Genomic DNA, 20,546 nt, shown 5'->3' on the forward strand with positions numbered 1-20,546 from the left:
GAGGTCGCCGACGAGTCGTCCGGCGGCAGCGGGAACGATGAAGGGCGGCGCGATCGCGCGGCCCCGACGCTCAGAACCCGTAGAGACTCAGCGCGTTGTCGGTGAGGACGACCTCGGTCATCGACTCCGATGCGAGCCATCGTGCCAGCCATGTCGGCGACACGGACGTCGTCTGCGCCTGTTCATGGGCCGTGCACGGCCAGTCGCTGCCCCATACGAGACGCATCGGCCCCACGCGGTCGAGCCATCGGGCCGCGAGATCCTCGGCGGCGCAGCCGGCCGCCAGGCGATAGGGCGCGCTCAGCTTCACGTAGAGCCGGTCGTGCTGGCCGGCGACCAGACCGCCCACTTCGGTCGGCACCGCCGGCTTGCCGAAGTGGTCCACGACAACCGTGAGCGATTCGGGGAGTTGGCGCAGCACCTCCGCGAGCCGCCCGTGATCCGTGTGGATCTGCAGATGCCAGGACAGCGCTTCGAGTTGATCGAAGAGCGGATGCAGGTTCTCGCCGATCCGATGGTCGGTGCCGACCAGGTTGAGGCGGATTCCGCAGACACCCAGCGCGTCCATGCGCCGGAGCTCGCTCACCGCGAAGTCGGCCGCGACGACGGCCACGCCGCGCAACTGCGCGGGCCGGTCCGCGAGGATCCGCAGCAGCTGGCTGTTGTCGGTGCCCAGGAAGCTGGGCTGGACCAGCACGCCATGCGAGATCCCATGCGGGGTGACCGCCGCGTCCCACGCGTCGATCGGAGCGGCGTAGGTCGGCACGTAGCGCGATCCCGGCACCGCGGCAGTCGTCAACGAAAACGCGTGGAAGTGCGCGTCGACCACGGCCGTGGGAGTCGCAGCGGGCTGGACGGCGGGCTTGACGGCGGGGTGGGGCGTCGGCATCATGAGCAAATTCTAGTCCTATAGAGGACTATAGGAAAACAGTCTTGGGAAACGCCAGTACTTCCAGCATCTCCGGCGCCGCGGCATTCGCGGACGCGGGGCTCGCCCCGACTGCCGGCGTCAGCCGTTACGCGCAGCTCGCGCAGGACCTGCGCCAGCGCATCGTCGGCGGCGAGTGGTCCGCCGGCGCGGCCATTCCGTCGGAGACCGATCTCGCGCAACGCTTCGGCGTGGCGCTCGGCACGGTCCGGCAGGCTGTCGCCATGCTGGCGGCCGAAGGCATCGTCCAGCGCGTGCACGGCAAGGGCACCTTCGTCACGCAGGGCTTGAACGGCCCCTCGCTGCTGCGCTTCTTCCGATTCCGTGGTCCGGCCGACGGACCGCCGACCGCGCAGGTCCGACGCTGCCAGACCGTGCGCCTGCGCGCGGCCGAGGCGCAGGTGCTCGGACAGTCGACCGGCGACAGCGCGCTGCGCGTGAAGCGGGTGCGGCTGCTTGACGGCAAGCCAGTGCTGGCCGAGGACATCCTGCTGCCGCTCGATCGTTTCGCCGCGCTGCGAGAGTTGCCACCGAGTGACTGGGAAGACCTGCTCTATCCGATGCTGGCGCGCCTGTGCGGCGTGACGGTCGCGCGCGCCAACGATGAACTCACCTTCGGGCATCTGGACGCCGCGACTGCGGCGCTGCTGGACCTGCCTGAAGGCGCGCCCGGGATCCGCGTCGACCGCAAGGCCTTCGACCTCGGCGGCCAGTGCATCGAGCTGCGCACCACCTGGGGCGACGCCACCGCTTTCCACTACAGCGCCGAGACGCGCTGATCTTCTTTCCCTGGAGACCCACGATGACCCAACGACGCCATGCCGTGCTGACGGCGCTGGCCCTGGCCGCCCTGACCAGCTTTTCCGGCGCCGCCTCGGCGCAGGCCTGGCCGACCAAGCCGGTGACCTTCATGGTGAGCTACCCGCCCGGCGGCGGCGCGGACCTGATCGCGCGCCTGATCGCGCCCAAGGTCGGCGAGGCGCTCGGTCAGACCGTCATCATCGAGAACCGCCCGGGCGGCAGCGGCCAGATCGCCGCCGGCGCCGTGTCGCGCGCGCCGGCCGACGGCTACACGCTGCTGTTCGACGCGTCCTCGTACGCGGTCACGCCGACGCTGTTTCCCAACTCGCCCTACAAGCACGGCAAGGCCTTCAAGACGGTCGCGGTGACGGCGCTGTTCCCCAACGTCGTGCTGGTGAACGCGCAGTTCCCGGCGAAGAACGCCGCCGAGCTGATCGCCGCGGCCAAGGCGAAGACGGACGCGGTCGCGTTCGCCTCGTCGGGCAACGGCTCGGCCCAGCACATCGCCGGCGTGCTGTTCGAGCAGGCCGCGAAGGTCGAGATGATGCATGTGCCCTACAAGGGCGGCGGTCCGGCGCTGACCGACGTGATCGGCGGCCAGGTGCCGGTGTTCTTCGGCAACGTGGCTTCGACGCTGCAGTACGTGAAGCAGGGCAAGCTGCGTCCGCTGGCGGTCAGCGGGAAGAAGCGCTCGGTCGCGCTGCCGGACGTGCCGACCGGCGCGGAGGCGGCCCTGCCGGGCTTCGAGATGTACGAGTGGAACGGGCTGTTCGCCCCGGCGGATACGCCGGTACCGGTCATCGAGCGCCTGTCCAAGGCCGTCCAGCAGGCGCTGGCCTCGCCCGAGGTCAAGGCGCGAATCGCGGAACTGGGCGGCGACGCCTTCCACGGCGGCGTGAAGGAGTCCGAGAAGTTCGTCGACGCCGAGCTCAAACGCATGGCGACGCTCATCAAGGACCGCAGCATCACGGTCGAGTGACCGCCGTCGGGTGGCCGCGCGAGCGGCTCCGCGTCGCGCAGCATCGCTGGCGTTGATCGTCGGACGGGCGGAAGGGGGGCCGCCGGAGCGGCTGCCGGCGCGACGCTTCAATCGGGCTGCGTCTCGGCCGCCTCAAAGCGCAGCGTGGCGTAGTCCGGCAGACCGGACGTCTCTGGCGTCACTTGACGGGCCGAGGTGAAGTCGAGCGTGTTGGCATCCCTGGGCACGAGCTTCGGGGGCTTCTTGTCGCTCAGCAAGCCCTGGATCGTGCCGGCGAACTGCAAGGTCGACTCGACCACGTCGCTCATCTGCGGTCGAGTCATGGTCAACGGCTCTTGACCGTCCAACACCCGTCTCACGTCGACGCTGATCTCCGTCGACGTCCAGCGTTGGTAGTCCGAATTGACGATGCGCAGTCCGGTAGCGCCCTTGACCGTCTTCGAGTTCTGCATCTGGATCAACGGCACCAGCCTGCCCAGTTCTTCGAGGGAGAAATTGCTGCCGGAGAACGGGTTGTCGATCATCCAGTCCGCCGCACCGTTCCCCTTGAGTGCGCTGAAGTTGTTCAGCCTCGGGTTGTTGACCAGGCTCTTCGGTGTGCGCCTGAACTTGTCCAAGGTGCCTTGCGAGAGTTCGCCTTCCATGCCGTAGTTCAAGGGATCCACCAGCGTCTTGGGCCCGCGTGCCGTGAAGTTCTGGTTCGGTGTGGTGCCGCTGACCACCCCGTAGTCGGCGGTGCGTGCCGATTCACCCAGGAGGAACGGGGTATCGGGCCGCTCATCGATGCCGAGCTCCGCCGCGGTGGGGAGCGCCAGGGGCTGCGCGTGGGCCGACCAATGCTGCGGGATGCGCTTGAGCAGGTGCAACTCCTCGGGAAGTTCCTTCATATGCGACCTCGGCGCCAGCCCGGCGTCCACCAGGGTCTCGCGGCTGACGCTGTAGTGGGACATGGGGTAGCGCACGAAGACGTCGTAGTCGAACGTGTGGGGCAAGTCCTTGACGCCGCGCTTGAGCAGCAGATCCGTGGTGTGCCGGATCGCGCCGCCCAGCACCTTGTCCTCCCACAGCGAGAAGGGCCCGTTGTTGAGCTTCTTGCCCTGCGGCGCCACGTTCTCGTAGCTGTTGGCGGGAGAACCCATGACGCTGTAGGCGACCAGATGGCCCCCGTCGTAGGGCTCGCCGGTGACGCCGCCGCGCAGGAGAGCCTCGGCGTTCCCGGTCTGACCGTGCACGGTCACCGACGCAGGATTGCTGGGGCGACTGCCCGTCGGCGTCTTCGCCACCAGGGCCCGGGAGTGGTAGGGCAGACCGCCCTGCTGGTACTTGGCCATCGAGGCCAATGTCGGTGTCTTGCTCCAGAGTTCGTCGAGGGCGCCGTCGGGAGGCTGGTACTGGGCGGCGATCTCCTGTTTCATCGTCCGCCAGGGATGGGACTGCACCGCGAGCTCGTTCTCCTTGCGCTGGACCGGTGCGTTCGGTGGGACCGACGGCGTAGGACGCAGGAGGGCGGGATCGGACGAGGCGCCCAGCACCCGCCGCTGCGCGAGCATGCGCGGGGACCGGTCGATCGCCAACTGCAGCGCGCTGAGGCGATGGTCCGGCCCGTCCTGCCCGCTTCGCGCGGACTGCGGCGCCTTCGGCTCATGGGACGCCGTGGCAGCCCGGGTTCGTTGGCTGCGCGCAGTGCGGTCGCGGGCGGACATGCGTGTTTTCCTCGCGTGGGTGACACCGTCGAAGGTAGCCCGGTCAACGGGGCTGCGCCATCGGCCGAAAGCGGATATTGCAGCGCCGGAATTCGGAGCGATCAGTCCGTGTGTCGCGCCTGCGCGAAGAACCGCAGCAGGCTGTGCGGCGCGTCCTCTCCGAGGCAGGCGTCGAGCACCTCGACCGAGCCGACGGCCGCGGCGGCGCTGCGCGTGAACATCCCTGACTCATAGGCTGATAGCGCCGCCTCCAGATTGTCCGGATGCGCCGCGATGGCTTCGCCGAGCTCGGCGCCGTCGACCATGGCGAGGTTCGCGCCGTCGCCCGCGGGGGCCATCAGATGCGCCGCGTCCCCGATCAGCGTCACGCCGGGCACGCGTGGCCATCGGGAATCCGGCGGCAGCGCGTGGATGGGCCGCAGCACCGGATCGGTCTCGCCGTCGGTGATCAGCGCGGTGAGCGCCGGTGCCCAGCCTTCGAACTCCGATGCCACGAGACGCAGCGCGGCCGCGGGCTCGGCGGCTTCGATCTCCGACACCCACGCCATCGGCTTGCGCAGCGCGACGTAGGTGTGCAGGACGCCGTCCGGCTCGCGATGCGCAAAGATGCCTTGGCCCGGCGCCATCGCGAAGAACGCACCGCCGCCGACGGCCTCGGCGCTCGCGGGATGGCGGACGTCGGCATCGGACAGATAGGTTTCGATGAAGGTCGTGCCGACGTACTCGGGCTTCGCCTGCGAGAGCAGCGGACGGACTTTCGACCAGGCGCCATCGGCACCGACCAGCAGATCCGCACTTGCCGTCGAGCCGTCGATGAAGGTCAACGCGTGCCGGCCGTCGCCGAGCGCGGCGACCGACGCGAGCTTTCGTCCCCATTGCACCGTGCCGGCGGGCAGCGCTTCCAGCAGCAGTCGACGGAGCTCGCCGCGTCGCACCTCGGGGCGGCCGCCGGTGCCGTCGTCGGGTTGGTCGAGCAGCACCGCGCCGGTCTTGTCAAGCACCCGCGAGGCCTGCCCGCCGGAATGGATGAGCTGCACGAACGCCTCGTGCAGGCGCGCGGCCTTCAAAGCGATCTGGCCGCTGTCATCGTGGATGTCGAGCATGCCGCCCTGGTTGCGCGCGGTGGGCGAGGCTTCGCCCTCATAGACGATGGAGGCGATGCCGTGGACGTGGAGTACCCGGGCGAGCATCAGGCCGCCGAGGCCGGCGCCGACGATCGCGATCGTGCGTGTCATCTTGAGTCCTTCAGGGTGGGGTGACATCGCCTGAAAGGGACACAGGATCGATGTATGGAATGATGTTCCATGATGATGGAGCGGCGTTCCAGTTGTGTCAAGATCGGGGCATGGTCAAGAAGACACGTTCGCCTCAACGGCGGGAGGATTCGCTCTCGCGGGATCGCATCGTCGACGCGTCGATCGAGCTGCTCGACAGCGCCGGGGAGGGCGGCCTGACCTTCCGCGCGCTGTCGGAGCGGCTCGCCACGGGGCCCGGCGCGATCTACTGGCACGTCGCCAACAAGGGCGATCTGCTCGTCGCCGCGTGCGACGCGGTGATCGCGGGCGTCATGACAGCGGTGATGGCCGCGCAGCTGGACGCAAACGCCGACGCTCCGGCCGGTGCGCAGTCGCCGGAAGACACGATCCGCGCGCTCGCGCTCGGCATGTTCGACGCGATGGATGAGCACGCGTGGATCGGATCGGCGCTGTTCCAATCGGCCGGCGCGCTGCCGACGGTGCGCCTGTTCGAATGCATCGGGCAGCAGGTGAGGGCGCTCGGCGCGCCGGCGGCAGGGCAATGGTCCGCGACCTCGGCGCTGCTGCACTACATCCTCGGCGTCGGCGGACAGAACGCCGCGAACCGGCTTTCCGCGCAGACGCGGGCGCTCGATCGCGAGGACTTCCTCGGCGAGGTGGCCGACGCCTGGTCGGCGCTTGACGAACGCGACTACCCGTTCACGCGATCGGTCGCGAACCAGCTGCGCGACCACGACGACCGCGGCGATTTCCTCGCGGGGATCGATCTGATCCTCGGCGGGATCAAGCGGTCCACGGAAACCAGGGCGCGCAAGCGCTAGCGGCAAGCGCACCTGCGCCGGCGAGGCGAGGCGAGGCGAGGCGAGGCGAGGCGAGGCGAGGCGAGGCGAGGCGAGGCGAGCGTACGCAGCATCCTATCGATCGGATGCATCGGAAACGCGAAGTCCCTGTCCCCTCGAAGACTGACGCTTTCGCGGGCACACGGGTCGCGCCCTTGCCCCGCGGATCCGCGGGTCGAAATAAATCCGCGACGAAGAGGGCGGCGACGCATCCAGCGCGCGGTCCGATGCGTAAAGGGACTCGGGCGGCGCTCATCCGCTCCCGCCTCCACCACACCGTTCCCTCAACAACGAGGAGCTTTCCATGACCCAGTTCCCATCGACGCCCCTGCGCGTCGGGCTGTTCGCCGCCAGCGCGCTCTGCGCCGGGCTGGCCTTCGCGTCGAGCCACCGCGAGGCGCCTTTCATCACCACCGTCCCCAAGGCGGATGCGACCGACTTCTACATGTTCATGAGCTACGAGACCGGCCGCGCCGACTACGTGACGCTCATCGCCAACTACGTGCCGCTGCAGGATCCGTTCGCGGGCCCCAACTACTACGCGATGGATCCGAACGCGCTCTACGAGATCCACGTCGACAACAACGGCGACGCCAAGGAAGACATCACCTTCCAGTTCCGCTTCAAGAACACGCTCAAGGCCACCACGCTGGCGATCGGCGACAAGAACGTCGCCATCCCGCTGGTCCAGTCCGGCACCGTCTCCGACGTGAAGGCCGCCGCGCTCAACGTCAACGAGAGCTACACCGTCGACATCGTGCGCGGCGACCGCCGCTCCGGCACGCGGACCCCGATCGCCAACGCCTCCGGCGGCGCGACCACCTTCGACAAGCCCGTGGACAACATCGGCAAGAAGACGATCGCCGACTACACGGCCTATGCGGCCAAGCACATCTACCCGGTCACGATTCCCGGTTGCAACCAGCCGGGCAAGGTCTTCGTCGGCCAGCGCAAGGACCCGTTCGCGGTCAACCTCGGCACGATCTTCGACCTGGTGAACGCGCCCGTCGGACTGATCACCGACCCGGCCCAGATCAACGCCGCGCCCAACACACTCGATGGCAAGAATGTCACCACGCTCGCGCTCGAGGTGCACAAGAGCTGCCTGGTCGCCGGCGCGGAACCGGTCATCGGCGGCTGGACCTCCGCCAGCATGCGTCAGGCCCGCATCCTCGATCCGTCGCCCAAGGCCGGCCACCAGACCGCCGACAAGGCCGGAGGCGCCTGGGTGCAGGTCTCCCGCCTGGGCATGCCGCTGGTCAACGAGGTCGTCATCGGGCTGCCGGACAAGGACCGCTTCAATGCGTCCAAGCCGAAGGACGACGCGCAGTTCGCCACCTATGTGACCAACCCGACCCTGCCGGCGCTGCTCGCCTCGGTGCTCAACCTGCCGGGCTCCGCACCGACCAACCTGCCGCGCAACGACCTGGTCACCACCTTCCTCACCGGCATCAAGGGCGTGAACCAGCCCGCCAACGCGGTCGCGTCGGAGGAGCTCCGCCTGAACACGTCCATCGCGGCGGTGCCTTTCGCGCAGCAGAACCGGTTGGGCATCGTCGGCAACCTGCTCGCGCAGGGCAGCGACAACGCGGGGTATCCGAACGGCCGCCGCCCGAAGGACGACGTGGTCGACATCTCGCTGGTGGCGGTGATGGGTGGACTGTGCGTGGCCAACGGCGACACCGACGCGCTGGGCTTCGGCGCGGCCTGCAAGCCGTCCGCCGTGCCGCTGGGCGCCACCGCCTTCAAGCTGCATGACGCGGTCGACCAGGCCGTCGTGCCGCTGCTGCCCGGCTTCCCCTACCTGTATACGCCCACCGGCGGTACGCAATGAACGAGGAGCCCATCATGAGTGAATCCTCTTCCGAATCGGCCGCGTCGACCGGGCCCGGCGATCGGCCCCGCGCCGGGCGGCTGGCGGATGTCGGCCGACCCGCGCTCGCGCTGACGGCGATCGGCGCCGCCTTGATGTTGGCGGGCTGCTTCGGCGGCGACGGGGACGGCGACAGCGGCGTCCCCGGCGATCCGAAGCCGGCGTCGGTGCCCGACAGCGCGCTCGGTTCGTCCACGGCCTACACGCAGTTCACGCTGACGACCTCGCAGTCGAGCAGCGAGACCGCGGAGCCGCTGACGGCCGACAACGTGACGACGCCGCCCGCCAGCGAGACCGACGAACCGGCGTCCGTCACTTGAAGACCGCGCGGGCCCTCGCGCTCGCGTGCCTCGCCACCGTCGCAGCCGCTGCGTCGGCGCAACCCTTCACGCCTCGTCAGGATGACGAGGTCGTGGAACGGCTGCCGCTGCGTGCCGGCTCGGCGGGCGAGCGCGCGCGTCAGCGTGCCGAGCAGCGCGTGCTGGCGCAGCAGCCGCGCGATCTCGGACTGGCGCTGCGCGCGGCGCGGGAAGCCGTCGAGCGCAGCCGTCGCTACGGCGACCCGCGCGACCTCGGCACCGCGCAGGCTTGGCTGCAACCCTGGTGGAACGATCCCGCTGCGCCGCCGGCCGCGCGACTGCTGAAGGCAACGGTCCTGCAGGCGCGGCACGACTTCGACCCGGCGCTGGAGGAACTCGACCGGCTGCTGCGCGAGCGCGGGCTGCCGGCCGCGCTCCAGGCGCAGGCAGAGCTCACGCGTGCCGGCGTTCTGCAGGTGCGCGGCCGCTGGAATGAGGCGCGGGAGGGGTGCCAGCGGCTGGCGGCGCCACCGCTGTCGCTCTCGCACGGGCACGCGTGTCTTGCAGAGTTGGACAGTCTGCAGGGCAAAGACGCCGAGGCGACGCAACGCCTGGCCGCACTCGACCGCGCGCCGGGCGCGCCGCATGCATGGATCGCCCTGCTGCGCGCCGAGCTTGCCGAGCGGCAGGGACTGGCGACGGCGGGAGCGTTGTATGCACGGGCGCTGCAGTTGGACGACGACCTCTACGTCCGCGCGGGGTATGCCGACTGGCTGCTGGACGCCGGCCGCCCCAAGGAGGCCGCTGCCATCGTCCGCGCAGGACAGCTGGAGGGCTTGGACCAGATCCCCGACGCGCTGCTGCTGCGCCTGGCCATCGCCTGGACGCGGTCAGGCAGTCCCGAAGCCGGGCGCGCGGCGACGGAAATGCAGCAGCGCTTCGACGCCGCCGCGTTGCGCGGCGACACCAGCCATGCACGGGAGCGCGGCCGCTTTGCGCTGGACGTGCGGGGCGACGCGGCGACGGCGTTGGAGGAGGCCTTGACGAACTGGGCGCAGCAGCGCGAACCGGCCGATGCGGTGCTGCTCGTGCGCGCCGCACGGGCCGCGAAGCAACCCGACGCGGCCGAGCCCGTCCGGCGCTTCGTCCGCGAGCAATCGATGCAGGACCGACGTCTGGAGAAGCGTCCATGAACGCGTGGGTCCGGCGCGTCCTCGCAGGCGGTGTCGCGCTGGCCGCCGTCATGGGGCTGTCTGTCGCCGAGGCCCACAAGGCCAGCGACGCCTACCTGCAACTGCGGTCGGACGGCAGCGTCGTGACGCTGCGCGTCGACATCGCCCTGCGCGACCTGGACCGCGATCTGGTCCTCGACGCCGATGACGACGGCCTGCTGCGTTGGGGCGAGGTCCGGTCGCGCACGGCGGATATCGAGTCGATCGCCGAGCGCGGGGTCCGGCTGGAGGTCCGCGATGTGCAGGGCGCCGTCTGCCGGCCGGGCGCACAGGCGCCGCTGCAGCTGGAGCAGCACAGCGACGGCCGATACGCGGTGCTGGTCCGGACCTGGTCCTGCGCGTCGTCGCCGGCGACCGGCGCGCTCTCCTATGGGCTGTTCGCGATGACGGACCCGTCGCATCGCGGCGTGCTGGTCTGGCGGCAGGGCGGTGCGGCAAGGACGGCCGTCGTCGCACCGGGAACGGTGGACATGCGCCTGGCGCTTCGCCCGGAACCCTCGGGCGGCGATGGCTCCGCGGACGCCGCGGAGGCCGCGGAGGGGGACAGTCACCCCGCGCACGGCCTGGCGGGCATCTTCCGCGACGGCGTCCACCACATCTGGATCGGCATTGATCACGTGCTGTTCCTCGTCGTCCTGCTGTTGCCGGCGGTGTTGCGTCGGCAGGGCGGACAGTGGCAACCCGCCACCGCGTGGCGACCGGCGCTGTGGCGCGTGCTCGGCGTCGTCACGGCCTTCACCGTGGCCCACTCGATCACCCTGGCGCTCGCGGTCTTCGATGTCGTCGATCCGCCGTCGCGCTGGGTCGAGAGCCTGATCGCGCTGAGCGTGCTGCTCGCCGCCTTGAACAACCTGCGGCCGGTGCTGGTCGAGACGCGCTGGCGGCTGACCTTCCTCTTCGGACTGGTACACGGCTTCGGCTTCGCGGGCGCGCTGAAGGACCTCGGCCTCGCGCGGTCCGAACTCATGGCGCCGCTGGTGCTGTTCAACCTCGGCGTGGAGGCGGGACAACTGGCGATCGTCGCCGTGCTGGTGCCGCTGGCCTGGACGACCCGACGCTGGCGCGGCTATCCGCGATGGGTGCTGGGCGCGGGATCCGCGGCCGTCGCGTCGATCGCGGTCGTCTGGCTGGTCGAGCGGCTCTTCGATGTGCAGATCCTGGGAGTGGGCGCATGAGCATCCATCATGTCGTGACGGGCATCGCCGCGGCGGCCATGGCGTTGACCTCGACGGCGCAGACCCTCGCGCTCGAGCGGGTCGAGGTCGACGGCCGCCACTACGACAACGGCGTGGGCAGCAGCGACGCCGCGTCGCAAGGGACCGTCCGCGCGGCGCTGCTCAAGAGCCGGCCCGTGCTGCGACCCGGCGAGGTGCTGGAATTCGTGCCCGGCCTGATCGTCACGCAGCACAGCGGCGACGGCAAGGCGAACCAGTACTTCCTGCGCGGCTTCAACCTCGACCACGGCACCGACTTCGCCACCACGGTGATGGGCCTGCCGGTCAACATGCCCAGCCACGCGCACGGGCAGGGCTATGCCGATCTGAACTTCCTGATCCCGGAAATCGTCGAGCGCATCGACTACCGCAAGGGACCGTACTTCGCCCGCAACGGCGACTTCGCCGCGGCGGGCTCGGCCGACATCGACTACCAACGCGAGCTCGATGCGCCCTTCGTCAGCCTGACGCTGGGCGAGGGTCGCTACCGGCGCGCGCTCGCGGCGGGCTCCACGCGCCTCTCGGAGGGCGTGCAACTGCTGGGCGCGGTGGAGGCGATGGGCAACGACGGGCCGTGGCGCTTGCCGGAAGACCTGAACCGGCGCAATCTCGTGCTGAGCCTGTCGGGCGCCGTCGGTACCGATCGCTGGCGCGTCGGCCTGATGGATTACCGCGCCGACTGGACCTCGACCGACCAGGTGCCGCAGCGACTCATCGATGCCGGCAGCTTCAACGGGCGTCCGTTCGGACGCTTCGATGCCATCGACCCGACCGACGGCGGCAGCACGCGCCGCAGCAGCCTGTCGGGCGAGTGGTCCCGCGACGACGGCGACCACAGCACCCGCGTGGCCGGCTACGCGATGGCGTACCGGCTGTCGCTCTACTCGAACTTCACCTATGCGATGGAACGCCCCGACACCGGCGACCAGTTCGCGCAGAAGGACGATCGCAAGATCTACGGTCTCAGCGCGAGCCATGCGGTGGACACCACGCTCGCCGGTCTGCCGGCCCGCGGCGAGATTGGCGTGCAACTGCGTCAGGACCGCGCGCGGGTGGGGCTCTTCGACACCGAGGCGCGCGCGACGATCGGCACGACGCGCGACGACCGGGTGCGCGAAACGCTGGCGAGCGTCTACGGAGACCTCGGCGTGGCGCTCGCGCCATGGGCACGCGCCGTCGTGGGCTTGCGCGCGGACCAGGCGCGCTTCCGCGTCGACAGCCTGAGCAACGCGACGAATGCCGGGTCGGCGCGGCAGACCCTGGCGTCGCCGAAGCTCTCGCTGGTCCTGGGACCCTGGTCGCGCACGGAATTCTTCGTCAACGCCGGTCGCGGCTTCCACAGCAATGACGCGCGGGGCGTGACCGCCCGCGTCGATCCGCGCAGCGGCGATCCGGTGGACCCGGTGCCGGGGCTGGTCAAGGCGAAGGGCCGCGAGCTGGGCGTGCGCAGCGAGATCGTGCCCGGGCTGCAGAGTTCGCTGGCGTGGTGGACGCTGGCCTTCGACTCGGAGCTGGTTTACGTCGGCGACGCCGGCGCCACCGAGGCCAATCGGCCCAGCCGGCGGCACGGCGTGGAGTGGAACAACCGCTACATCCCCGTGCCCTGGCTGCTGATCGATGCCGATCTGGCCTGGACGCGGGCACGGTTCTCCGATGCCGATCCCACCGGCGTGCGCATCCCCAACGCGGTGGACAAGGTCGCCTCCTTCGGCGTGACGGCGCGCGAACTGGGACCCTGGTCCGCCAGCCTGCAATGGCGTTACCTCGGCAGCGCGCCGCTGATCGAGGACGACAGCGTGCGGTCGCGGTCGTCGCTGACGACCAACCTGCGCGTGAACCGCCGTGTCGGCGCGAAGACGGAGGTGACGCTGGATGTCTTCAACCTGTTCGACAGGCGGGTCAACGACATCGAGTACTTCTACGAGTCGCGTCTTCCGGGTGAAGCTATGGCCGTGGCCGACCGCCACGTCCATCCGGCGGAGCCGCGCACGCTGCGCGTCACCCTGCGCCGAAGTTTTTGATCCGTTCGCGCAGTTGCTGCGTATATGCCGGCATGACGTCCCCTTCTGAAGACTCCGGCCCGCAGGAACGGGCCGACGCGCTGCCGCCGGCTCATCCCGAGCGTGACGCGCGCCTGGCGGATCTGATGGCGCGCGTCGCGTCGGCGGACCGGCGCGCGTTCGACGAGCTTTACCGGGCCACCAGCGCGGCGCTGTTCGGCATGGTGCTGCGCATCAACCGCGATCGCGCCCACGCGGAGGACGTGCTGCAGGAGATCTACATCACCGTGTGGCGGCAGGCGCCGAGCTTCGACGTCACGCACGGCAAGGTGTTGACCTGGCTCACGACGATCGCGCGGCATCGGGCGATCGACAGCCTGCGCCGACGGGCCGCGCAGCCGGCGACGATCAGCCGCTTCGGCGGGCTTGATGGCGGAGCGGGCGGCGGGCCGGGCGGCGGGGAGGGCGAGCGCGACCTGCTCGACCAGATGCCCAGCGACCAGCCCAGCCCGCTGGACCTGCTGGACGACGCGAACCGCGCCCACGCGCTGGAGCGCTGCATGTCGCAGCTCAGCGGCGAGCAGCGCAGCAGCCTGGCGCTGGCCTACTTTCAGGGGTTGTCGCATTCCGAGGTGGCGGAGCACATGAGTCAGCCGCTCGGCACGGTGAAGAGTTGGGTGCGGCGCGGCCTGTCGAGCCTGCGCGGCTGCCTCGACCGCGCGGCCGAACGTCTGGGCACGATGGGCAGGGCGGTCTGATGGACTACGGACATCCCGAACGCGCAGAACGGCTGGCCGCCGATTACGCCGTCGGCACGCTGCGAGGCGGCGCGCGTCGCCGTTTCGAACAGCTGCTGCCGGCCCATCCTGCGCTCGCCGCGGCGACGGCGGCCTGGTCCGCGCGACTGCAGCTGCTGGCGGGGCAGGTGGCACCGGTCGAACCGCCGCCGCATGTGTGGGCGACGATACAGACGCGGCTCTTCGGTGCGACGGAGGGCGTGGCAGGGCGCGTGGCGGCGGAGGCGCCGACGACCGACCGCGGCCGTGCCGGCCCGCTGCGGTTCTGGCGCGGCCTCAGCGCCGTCGCCCTCGCGGCGTCGGTGGTCCTGGGGGTGTTGGTCGTGCGGCCCGTTCCCGAGGCGGCGCCCATCGTCGTGGTGCTGCGCAGCACACCGGAGGGCGTCGAGCTCGTCAAGACCGGTTTCGTGGCCAGCGTGTCGGCGGACGGACGGGCGCTGGTGCTGAAGCCGCTGGCGCCCGTGGAGATCGACGCGGCGCACGCGCTCGAGCTCTGGGCCGTGCCGAAGGCGGGCGCGCCGCGCTCGCTCGGCTTGATCGCGGCGGGGGACGCGCCGACCACGGTGACGCGCGCCAACCTGCTGGCCGACACCCAGGCCTTCGCCGTCAGCCTGGAGCCCAGCGGCGGCTCGCGCACCGGCAAGCCGACGGGCCCCATCGTGTCGGCGGGAGGGATCTGACGGAGCAGAGGGGGGCGCCGATCAGTAAGCCACCCGCAGCGACACCGAGTAGACAGCCGCGCTGCCGCGTACACGGCATCCTGGTTGATCTCGGTGTCGTGCGGGACTGTCGACATCACCGGTCGTCGTGCGTCGTGTCTACGATGCCCCCTCAACCCCAAGGAGACTTCATGCAAGCGAAGAACACGATCTGCGTCTGGTACGACCGGGACGCCGAAGAGGCCGCGCGCTTCTACGAGAAGACCTTTCCGGACAGCAAGGTGGGCCGCATCGCGCGGGCGCCGGGGGACTACCCCTCGGGCGTGGAGGGCGATGTGCTGGTCGTCGAGTTCACGGTGATGGGCATTCCCTGCATTGGCCTCAACGGTGGGCCGGGCATCAAGCACAGCGAGGCGTTCTCCTTCCAGGTCGCGACCGACGACCAGGCCGAGACGGACCGCCTCTGGAACGCGATCGTCGGCAACGGCGGTCAGGAGAGCGCGTGCGGCTGGTGCAAGGACAAGTGGGGCATCTCGTGGCAGATCACGCCGCGCGTGCTGTCGGAGGCGCTGAACAACCCCGACCGCGCGGCGGCCAAGCGCGCCTTCAGCGCGATGATGGCGATGCACAAGATCGACGTGGCGAAGATCGAGGCGGCGTTGAAGGGCTGAGCCCTTGAGCCCTTCAGCCGCTGAGCCCTTCAGCCGCTGCGCTCAGTGCTTGGCGATCACCTTGTCGGCGAGCCATGGCATGCGATTATCCGAGCGCGTCCCTGCGACGACAGCGGGTTGTCGGGGGATATGGACGCCCTCTCCCGGGGGAATCGCGCAATCCCATTCGATGGATGTCTGACGATGAATGACAAGGGTGAGTGGGTCGACCTACCCACGGCATTGGGTCAACTGCTGAATCGCCGTTTCGAGCACATCGTCGTGTTCAGCGGCGCGGGGATGTCGGCCGACAGTGGCATCCCGACTTTCCGTTCGGGCAGCAACGGACTGTGGGGCGAATTCGATCCCCAGCAACTCGCAACACCTGACGCCTGGCAACGCGACAAGGAGACCGTCTGGGGCTGGTATGAATGGCGCCGCGGGCACGTGATGGCCGCTACGCCGAATCCGGGGCACCTCGCGGTGGCGAGACTGCAGCGGGAATTCGGCGCCCAGGTCGTGACGCAGAATGTCGACGACCTGCATGAGCGCGCGGGGGTGGAGGACGCCTTGCACTTGCACGGCAGCCTATTCGCCGCACGATGCGACCGGTGCGGCGCTCGCGCGACCTTGTCCGACCCGCCACCTGAAGCGCAGCGTCGACTGACGCCGCCGACCTGCGCGGCGTGCGGCCAGGGGGCGATCCGCCCCGGCGTCGTGTGGTTCGGCGAGCAGCTCGACGACGCCGTCGTGAACGCAGCGGCACAGCGCATCGCCGAGTGCGACCTGCTGCTGATCGTCGGCACATCCGGCGTCGTTTACCCGGCCGCGGGCATGGTGAGGCTGGCTTCGAAGGACGCGGTGATCGTGGAGATCAATCCACAGCCCGGCGACGTGGCGGCGAACGTGAGCTTCCGGTGGCAGACGACCGCGGCGGCCGGACTGCCGGCCGTGGCGGCACTTCTCTCGTCGCGTCTGTCAGCGGCGGTCAGCCCTTCGGCGGACGCTTGACGCCGTACCGCGGGCCGAGTTCGGTCCACAGGAACTGGGCGTCGTAGACCTTGCCCTCGGCGGCCGCGGGCTTGTCGTGGAAGCACTGGATCGTCAGCGTCGTCGCGGGCTGCTTCTGCGTGACGGTCTTGGCTTCGTTGTAGGTCGTCGTCGATACCGACTTCGTCTCGTTGCCTTCGACCTTGCTCGTGGTCTCGGTCGTCTGCGTCGCCGGCACCTGGTAGCTGCTGGTCAGCATGTCGTTGCGCTCTTCGACGACCACGAAGTAGCGGTACCCCTTGGTCAACGTCACCTCGGCGCTGCGCAGCAGGGCCTGGTCCGCCGCCTTGGACGGGACGTCGTTCTGGTAACCGGCGAAGGTCACGCGGTAACGGTCCGGGGACAGCGGCACGTCGTTGTAGCCGTAGCCGCCGAACATGCGGGTGTAGGACGTGAAAGCGCAGGCGTTCAGCAGCACCAGCGCGCCGATGGCGATCCATTTCTTCATTCAGGGTTCCTCCTCTGGGACGACTGTCCGGAAGCGCCGTGACCGTCTCATTGCGGTCATGTTGCGGATTGCTTCGGGGTCGTCAGCGATTGCTGGTTCAATAACGCGGCGGTTCGCGGCTGGTTGACTGCCGAGGCTGCCGGCGGCGCCACGAATCGCGCCGTGCGGATTGGACCACCCTCCGACGCAAGACCTGTCACCGCTCGAACCGGTAGCCGACGCCGTAGATCGACCGGATGCGGTCCGTGCCGGCGCCGGCGCGTTCCAGCTTGCGCCGCAGGTTCTTGATGTGGCTGTCGACGGCACGCTCGGTCACCTCGCGGCCGTCGACGTGCAGCAGGTCCAGCAGCTGCGTGCGCGCATACACGCGCCCCGGCTGCGTCGCCAGGATGTGGAGCAGCCGGAACTCGATCGGCGTGAGGTCCAGCGGCTCGCCGCGCCAGCTGGCGGTCCAGCCGGCCTCGTCGATGAACAGCGCCTCGCTGCCGGCCGCGAAAGCCGCCACCGCGGCGGCCGTCGCCCGCTCGTGCGCGCGGCCGCGGCGCAGCGCCGCCTTGACCCGCGCCATCACCTCGCGCGGACTGAACGGATTCTTCGCGATGTAGTCGTCCGCGCCGGTCTCCAATCCGGCGAGCCGGTCCGATTCGTCCGCCCGCGCCGTCAGCATCAGGATGGGCACGCTGCTCATCCCGCGCAGCGTGCGGCACAGCGTCAGCCCGTCGATACCGGGCAGCATCAGGTCGAGCAGGATCAGGTCGTGCCGCCGCGCCGTCCACGCCGGGATCACCTCGCGACCGTCGGCCACGCATTCCGGCTCGTGCCCCGCCGCGCGCAGGTAGTCCGCCAGCAGCGCCGCGAGCTTGGGTTCGTCCTCGACCACCAGCACCCGCGACGGGCCCGGCTCCATCGGCATCGGCGCCAGACCCGATCCTGGTCCCGCGGCGGACCCTGCGTCGTTCTCAGGCATGGACGGGCAGCTCCACGCGCATCCACAGCCCGCCCAGCGGCGAGGGGCGCGCCTCGATGCGGCCCTCGTGCGCCTCGGCGATGCGCTGGCAGATCGACAGCCCCAGCCCCGATCCGCCGCCGCGCCGGCTGCGCGAGGCATCGACGCGGAAGAAGCGCTCGAACAAGCGCGGCAGGTGTTCCGGCCCGACGCCGGGCGAGGTGTCCTGCACGTCGATCACCGCGTGCTCGCCGCTGCGCCGCGCGCTGATGCTCAAGGCGCCGCCGGCGTCGGTGTAGCGGCAGCTGTTCTCGACGAGGTTGCCCAGCAGCTGCCGCAGCCGGCGCTCGTCGCCGAAGACGCGCAGCGGCTGCTCCGGCAGGTCCAGCTGCAGCCTCAGCCCGCTGCCGTGCAGCCGCTCGCCGAAGGCGCCGGCCGTCACGTCGATCAGCTGGCACAGGTCGACCTCCGACTTGCGGTAGGCGAGGGCGCCCACGTCCGCCATCGACAGCTCGTGCAGGTCGTCGACCAGCTTGTGCAGGATGCCGACCTCGCCCTGCAGCGAGCGCAGCGCCTGGGCGTCGAGCTTGCGCACGCCGTCCTCCAGCGCCTCCAACTCGCCGTGCAGCACGCCCAGCGGCGTGCGCAGCTCGTGCGAGACGTCGGCGAGAAACTCCCGCCGCATCGCCTCGTTGCGCTGCAGGGTCAGCGCGAGCTGGTTGAAGTCGCGGCCCAGGCTGGCGATGTCGTCGTTGTTGCGCGTCTCCGGGACGCGGACCTCGAAGTCGCCCGCCGCGAGCCGGTGCGTGGCGTCGGCGACACGCCGCACCGGACTCAGCAGCCGCCGCGAGATCCAGAACGCGACGGCGCCCGCCAGCAGCACCGCCGCGCCGCCCACCACCCAGGCCGAGCGCAGCTGCGCGTCGTAGAAATGCTTCTCCGCGCCCGGGCTCACCGATTCGATCGGGGTCAGCGCCAGCCAGCCCACGGTCAGGCCGTCGACGATGATCGGGCGCTCCACGGTCGGCTCCACCGGTCCCGCATAACCGGCGACCCGCTCATGGTTCTCGTCGAACAGCGTGAAGCGCCGCGTCGCGCCGGTCAGCTCGGCCGGACCCTGCTTGACCGCCGGCATGTCGGCCTCCGGCACCAGCGGACGCAGCAGACGGCCCCAGAGCTCCGGCTTCTCGCGCAGGAAATCCCAGCTCCTGCCGTTCTCGCGGTAGCCGGCGGTGACGCTGGTCCGGGCCAGTTCCAGCCGGTTCACGCCCTGCTCGTTGAGGTAGCCGATGAAGTCCCGGTTCAGGTTGATGTGCGAGAACACGCCCATCGCCAGCGCCACCGCCATGGCGGTGCTGAAGACGGCGGCGAAGAGCCGGGCGGTGAGGGTGAACGAGAGCTTCATCCGGAGCAGGGAAAAACGAGGGGAGCGCGATACGGACCGGGGCAGTGTGCCGAAAGTGATGGGGATCCCGTCGCCGGACCGCATGATGCGGGCGCGGGCGTGCGACCGGCAAGCCATCCGGGCGGTGGCCGCGCGCCTGACGCGATCTTCAAGGTCTCTCCACATTCATGGCCGAGCATCCGCCGCCATGCCGAAGAAGATTCTGACATCCACGTCGTTGAAGTCCCCGATGCCGCCGCGTACGCCCCGCGCTCCTACCCTGGCGCCGATCGCCGCGGCGCTGGCTGCCCTGGCCGTGCTGGTGCTCGCCGGCTGCGGCGAGAAGAAGGAAGAGCCCGCCAAACGCGCCGCGCCCGAAGTCGGTGTGATCGTGGTGACGACGCAGGACGCGCCGCTGGCGCTGGAGCTGCCGGGCCGGCTGTCCGCCAGCCAGGTCGCCGAGATCCGCCCGCAGGTGACCGGCATCGTGCAGAAGCGGCTGTTCGAGGAAGGCAAGCTGGTCCGTGCCGGCCAGCCGCTGTATCAGCTCGACGCCGCCACCTACGAAGCCGAGCGCGCCCGCACCGCCGCCGCGCTGCAGAAGGCCGAGGCCCAGGTGGCCGTCGCCCGCAGCCGCGCCGAGCGCGACGCCGAACTGCTCAAGGCCGACGCCCTCAGCCGCCAGAGCGCCGACGACAGCGCCAGCGCGCTGCGCCAGGCGCAGGCCGACGTGGCCGTGGCCCGCGCCGCGCTGGACGCCGCCCGCGTCCAGGTCGACCGGACCCGCATCACGGCGCCGATCTCCGGCCGCATCGAGGTGTCGACGGTGACCGCCGGCGCGCTGGTCACCGCCGCGCAGACGCAGGCGCTGACGACGGTGCAGCAGCTCGATCCGATGCACGTGGACATCGTCCAGAGCAGCGCCGAGATCCTGCAGCTGCGCCGTCAGCTCGACGCCCGCAGCGGCAGCAGCAAGGTCAAGCTGATCCTCGAGGACGGCACCGAATACGCCCGTCCCGGCACGCTGCAGTTCAGCGGCGTGACGGTGGACCGCGGCACCGGCGCGGTGACGCTGCGCGCGATCGTGCCCAATCCCGACGGCGCGCTGCTGCCGGGCATGGTGGTCCGCGCCAAGCTGCTGGCCGGCGTCGACAGCGGCGTGATCCTGGTGCCGCAGCAGGGCGTGACGCGCTCGCCCACCGGCGATGCGACCGCGCTGGTCGTCGGACCCGAGAACAAGCTGCAGCTGCGTCCCCTGGTGCTGACCCGGGCGGTCGGCAACCAGTGGCTGGTCGCCAGCGGCCTCCAGGCCGGCGACAAGCTCGCCATCGAAGGCCTGCAGCGCGTGCGCGCCGGCCAGCCGGTCACGCCGGTGCCGGCGGGCATGAAGAAGGGCGCCGCGACCTCGGCCGCCGCGGCTGGATCCGCAGCATCCGCCGCATCCGCCGCATCCGGCGTCTCTGGCGCATCCGCCGCGGGACGCTGACG

At 70.3% G+C, this 20,546-nt stretch carries 19 protein-coding genes; 13 read left to right on the top strand and 6 right to left on the bottom strand.

Features of this window, described 5'->3' with window-relative positions:
- Positions 1-70: 70 nt before the first annotated feature.
- Complete coding sequence (locus PV762_RS07075) at positions 71-892, bottom strand: amidohydrolase family protein (RefSeq protein WP_421034321.1); 822 nt, start codon at positions 890-892, stop codon at positions 71-73.
- 41 nt (positions 893-933) lie between these two features.
- Between PV762_RS07075 and PV762_RS07080 the strand changes: the two genes are divergently transcribed.
- Both PV762_RS07080 and PV762_RS07085 read left to right on the top strand, forming a co-directional pair.
- Positions 934-1,707: a GntR family transcriptional regulator gene (locus tag PV762_RS07080; protein ID WP_421034322.1), complete on the top strand. Its 774-nt coding sequence runs from the start codon at positions 934-936 to the stop codon at positions 1,705-1,707.
- Between the two features lie 23 nt (positions 1,708-1,730).
- Positions 1,731-2,708, top strand: a complete 978-nt coding sequence (locus PV762_RS07085) for a Bug family tripartite tricarboxylate transporter substrate binding protein (protein WP_421034323.1) — start codon at positions 1,731-1,733, stop codon at positions 2,706-2,708.
- Between the two features lie 107 nt (positions 2,709-2,815).
- Here PV762_RS07085 and PV762_RS07090 read toward each other — a convergent pair whose 3' ends face one another.
- Together PV762_RS07090 and PV762_RS07095 are read right to left on the bottom strand one after the other, a co-directional pair.
- On the bottom strand, positions 2,816-4,411 hold the full coding sequence (locus PV762_RS07090; RefSeq protein ID WP_421034324.1) for a hypothetical protein: 1,596 nt from the start codon (positions 4,409-4,411) through the stop codon (positions 2,816-2,818).
- A gap of 101 nt (positions 4,412-4,512) precedes the next feature.
- Positions 4,513-5,646, bottom strand: coding sequence for an FAD-dependent oxidoreductase (locus PV762_RS07095; protein ID WP_421034325.1), 1,134 nt, complete (start codon positions 5,644-5,646; stop codon positions 4,513-4,515).
- 110 nt (positions 5,647-5,756) lie between these two features.
- Here PV762_RS07095 and PV762_RS07100 point away from each other — a divergent pair, with 110 nt between their 5' ends.
- The 10 genes from PV762_RS07100 to PV762_RS07145 all read left to right on the top strand — a co-directional run bounded on the left by PV762_RS07100 (position 5,757) and on the right by PV762_RS07145 (position 16,241).
- Entirely contained in the window at positions 5,757-6,488 is a 732-nt protein-coding gene (locus PV762_RS07100; RefSeq protein WP_421034326.1) for a TetR/AcrR family transcriptional regulator, read from the top strand.
- 322 nt (positions 6,489-6,810) lie between these two features.
- Entirely contained in the window at positions 6,811-8,340 is a 1,530-nt protein-coding gene (locus PV762_RS07105) for a DUF4331 domain-containing protein (protein ID WP_421034327.1), read from the top strand.
- Positions 8,341-8,354: 14 nt separating this feature from the next.
- On the top strand, positions 8,355-8,699 hold the full coding sequence (locus PV762_RS07110; RefSeq protein WP_421034328.1) for a hypothetical protein: 345 nt from the start codon (positions 8,355-8,357) through the stop codon (positions 8,697-8,699).
- Positions 8,696-9,871 (top strand): hypothetical protein, encoded by a 1,176-nt coding sequence (locus PV762_RS07115; RefSeq protein WP_421034329.1) that lies wholly within the window; start codon positions 8,696-8,698, stop codon positions 9,869-9,871. The genes PV762_RS07110 and PV762_RS07115 overlap by 4 nt, the downstream gene beginning before the upstream one ends.
- On the top strand, positions 9,868-11,085 hold the full coding sequence (locus PV762_RS07120; RefSeq protein ID WP_421034330.1) for a HupE/UreJ family protein: 1,218 nt from the start codon (positions 9,868-9,870) through the stop codon (positions 11,083-11,085). Before PV762_RS07115 ends, PV762_RS07120 begins: the two co-directional genes overlap by 4 nt.
- Entirely contained in the window at positions 11,082-13,145 is a 2,064-nt protein-coding gene (locus PV762_RS07125; protein ID WP_421034331.1) for a TonB-dependent receptor, read from the top strand. Before PV762_RS07120 ends, PV762_RS07125 begins: the two co-directional genes overlap by 4 nt.
- 32 nt (positions 13,146-13,177) lie before the next feature.
- The gene (locus tag PV762_RS07130) at positions 13,178-13,882 is read left to right on the top strand and encodes a sigma-70 family RNA polymerase sigma factor (RefSeq protein WP_421034332.1); all 705 of its coding nucleotides are present in this window, start codon (positions 13,178-13,180) and stop codon (positions 13,880-13,882) included.
- Positions 13,882-14,601 carry an anti-sigma factor gene (locus PV762_RS07135; RefSeq protein ID WP_421034333.1) on the top strand — a complete coding sequence of 240 codons (720 nt, stop codon included), beginning with the start codon at positions 13,882-13,884 and terminating at the stop codon, positions 14,599-14,601. The genes PV762_RS07130 and PV762_RS07135 overlap by 1 nt, the downstream gene beginning before the upstream one ends.
- Positions 14,602-14,771: 170 nt before the next feature.
- Positions 14,772-15,251: a VOC family protein gene (locus PV762_RS07140; RefSeq protein WP_421034334.1), complete on the top strand. Its 480-nt coding sequence runs from the start codon at positions 14,772-14,774 to the stop codon at positions 15,249-15,251.
- Positions 15,252-15,434: 183 nt separating this feature from the next.
- Positions 15,435-16,241: an SIR2 family NAD-dependent protein deacylase gene (locus PV762_RS07145; RefSeq protein WP_421034335.1), complete on the top strand. Its 807-nt coding sequence runs from the start codon at positions 15,435-15,437 to the stop codon at positions 16,239-16,241.
- Here the strand turns inward: PV762_RS07145 and PV762_RS07150 are convergent.
- The 3 genes from PV762_RS07150 to PV762_RS07160 form a co-directional block, all read right to left on the bottom strand.
- A complete protein-coding gene (locus PV762_RS07150; RefSeq protein WP_421034336.1) occupies positions 16,219-16,728 on the bottom strand; it encodes a CC0125/CC1285 family lipoprotein in 510 nt (169 codons plus the stop codon). The two genes, PV762_RS07145 and PV762_RS07150, sit on opposite strands and share 23 nt — an antisense overlap.
- Positions 16,729-16,924: 196 nt before the next feature.
- Positions 16,925-17,695: a response regulator gene (locus PV762_RS07155; RefSeq protein ID WP_421034337.1), complete on the bottom strand. Its 771-nt coding sequence runs from the start codon at positions 17,693-17,695 to the stop codon at positions 16,925-16,927.
- Positions 17,688-19,079, bottom strand: coding sequence for an ATP-binding protein (locus tag PV762_RS07160; RefSeq protein ID WP_421034338.1), 1,392 nt, complete (start codon positions 19,077-19,079; stop codon positions 17,688-17,690). Before PV762_RS07160 ends, PV762_RS07155 begins: the two co-directional genes overlap by 8 nt.
- 187 nt (positions 19,080-19,266) lie before the next feature.
- On the opposite strand from PV762_RS07160, the gene PV762_RS07165 reads away from it, so the two are divergent.
- A complete protein-coding gene (locus PV762_RS07165; protein ID WP_421034339.1) occupies positions 19,267-20,544 on the top strand; it encodes an efflux RND transporter periplasmic adaptor subunit in 1,278 nt (425 codons plus the stop codon).
- Positions 20,545-20,546 lie beyond the last annotated feature (2 nt).

This window comes from Mitsuaria sp. CC2 (genome assembly GCF_048957715.1).
Lineage (GTDB): Bacteria > Pseudomonadota > Gammaproteobacteria > Burkholderiales > Burkholderiaceae_C > Roseateles.

Bases quoted from the DNA above. Each gene is read 5' to 3' on its own strand.
- PV762_RS07075 (WP_421034321.1), bottom strand. From the start codon at position 892: ATGATGCCGACGCCCCACCCCGCCGTCAAGCCCGCCGTCCAGCCCGCT.
- PV762_RS07085 (WP_421034323.1), top strand. From the start codon at position 1,731: ATGACCCAACGACGCCATGCCGTGCTGACGGCGCTGGCCCTGGCCGCC.
- PV762_RS07090 (WP_421034324.1), bottom strand. From the start codon at position 4,411: ATGTCCGCCCGCGACCGCACTGCGCGCAGCCAACGAACCCGGGCTGCC.
- PV762_RS07095 (WP_421034325.1), bottom strand. From the start codon at position 5,646: ATGACACGCACGATCGCGATCGTCGGCGCCGGCCTCGGCGGCCTGATG.
- PV762_RS07100 (WP_421034326.1), top strand. From the start codon at position 5,757: ATGGTCAAGAAGACACGTTCGCCTCAACGGCGGGAGGATTCGCTCTCG.
- PV762_RS07105 (WP_421034327.1), top strand. From the start codon at position 6,811: ATGACCCAGTTCCCATCGACGCCCCTGCGCGTCGGGCTGTTCGCCGCC.
- PV762_RS07110 (WP_421034328.1), top strand. From the start codon at position 8,355: ATGAGTGAATCCTCTTCCGAATCGGCCGCGTCGACCGGGCCCGGCGAT.
- PV762_RS07120 (WP_421034330.1), top strand. From the start codon at position 9,868: ATGAACGCGTGGGTCCGGCGCGTCCTCGCAGGCGGTGTCGCGCTGGCC.
- PV762_RS07125 (WP_421034331.1), top strand. From the start codon at position 11,082: ATGAGCATCCATCATGTCGTGACGGGCATCGCCGCGGCGGCCATGGCG.
- PV762_RS07130 (WP_421034332.1), top strand. From the start codon at position 13,178: ATGACGTCCCCTTCTGAAGACTCCGGCCCGCAGGAACGGGCCGACGCG.
- PV762_RS07135 (WP_421034333.1), top strand. From the start codon at position 13,882: ATGGACTACGGACATCCCGAACGCGCAGAACGGCTGGCCGCCGATTAC.
- PV762_RS07140 (WP_421034334.1), top strand. From the start codon at position 14,772: ATGCAAGCGAAGAACACGATCTGCGTCTGGTACGACCGGGACGCCGAA.
- PV762_RS07145 (WP_421034335.1), top strand. From the start codon at position 15,435: ATGAATGACAAGGGTGAGTGGGTCGACCTACCCACGGCATTGGGTCAA.
- PV762_RS07150 (WP_421034336.1), bottom strand. From the start codon at position 16,728: ATGAAGAAATGGATCGCCATCGGCGCGCTGGTGCTGCTGAACGCCTGC.
- PV762_RS07155 (WP_421034337.1), bottom strand. From the start codon at position 17,695: ATGCCTGAGAACGACGCAGGGTCCGCCGCGGGACCAGGATCGGGTCTG.
- PV762_RS07160 (WP_421034338.1), bottom strand. From the start codon at position 19,079: ATGAAGCTCTCGTTCACCCTCACCGCCCGGCTCTTCGCCGCCGTCTTC.
- PV762_RS07165 (WP_421034339.1), top strand. From the start codon at position 19,267: ATGCCGAAGAAGATTCTGACATCCACGTCGTTGAAGTCCCCGATGCCG.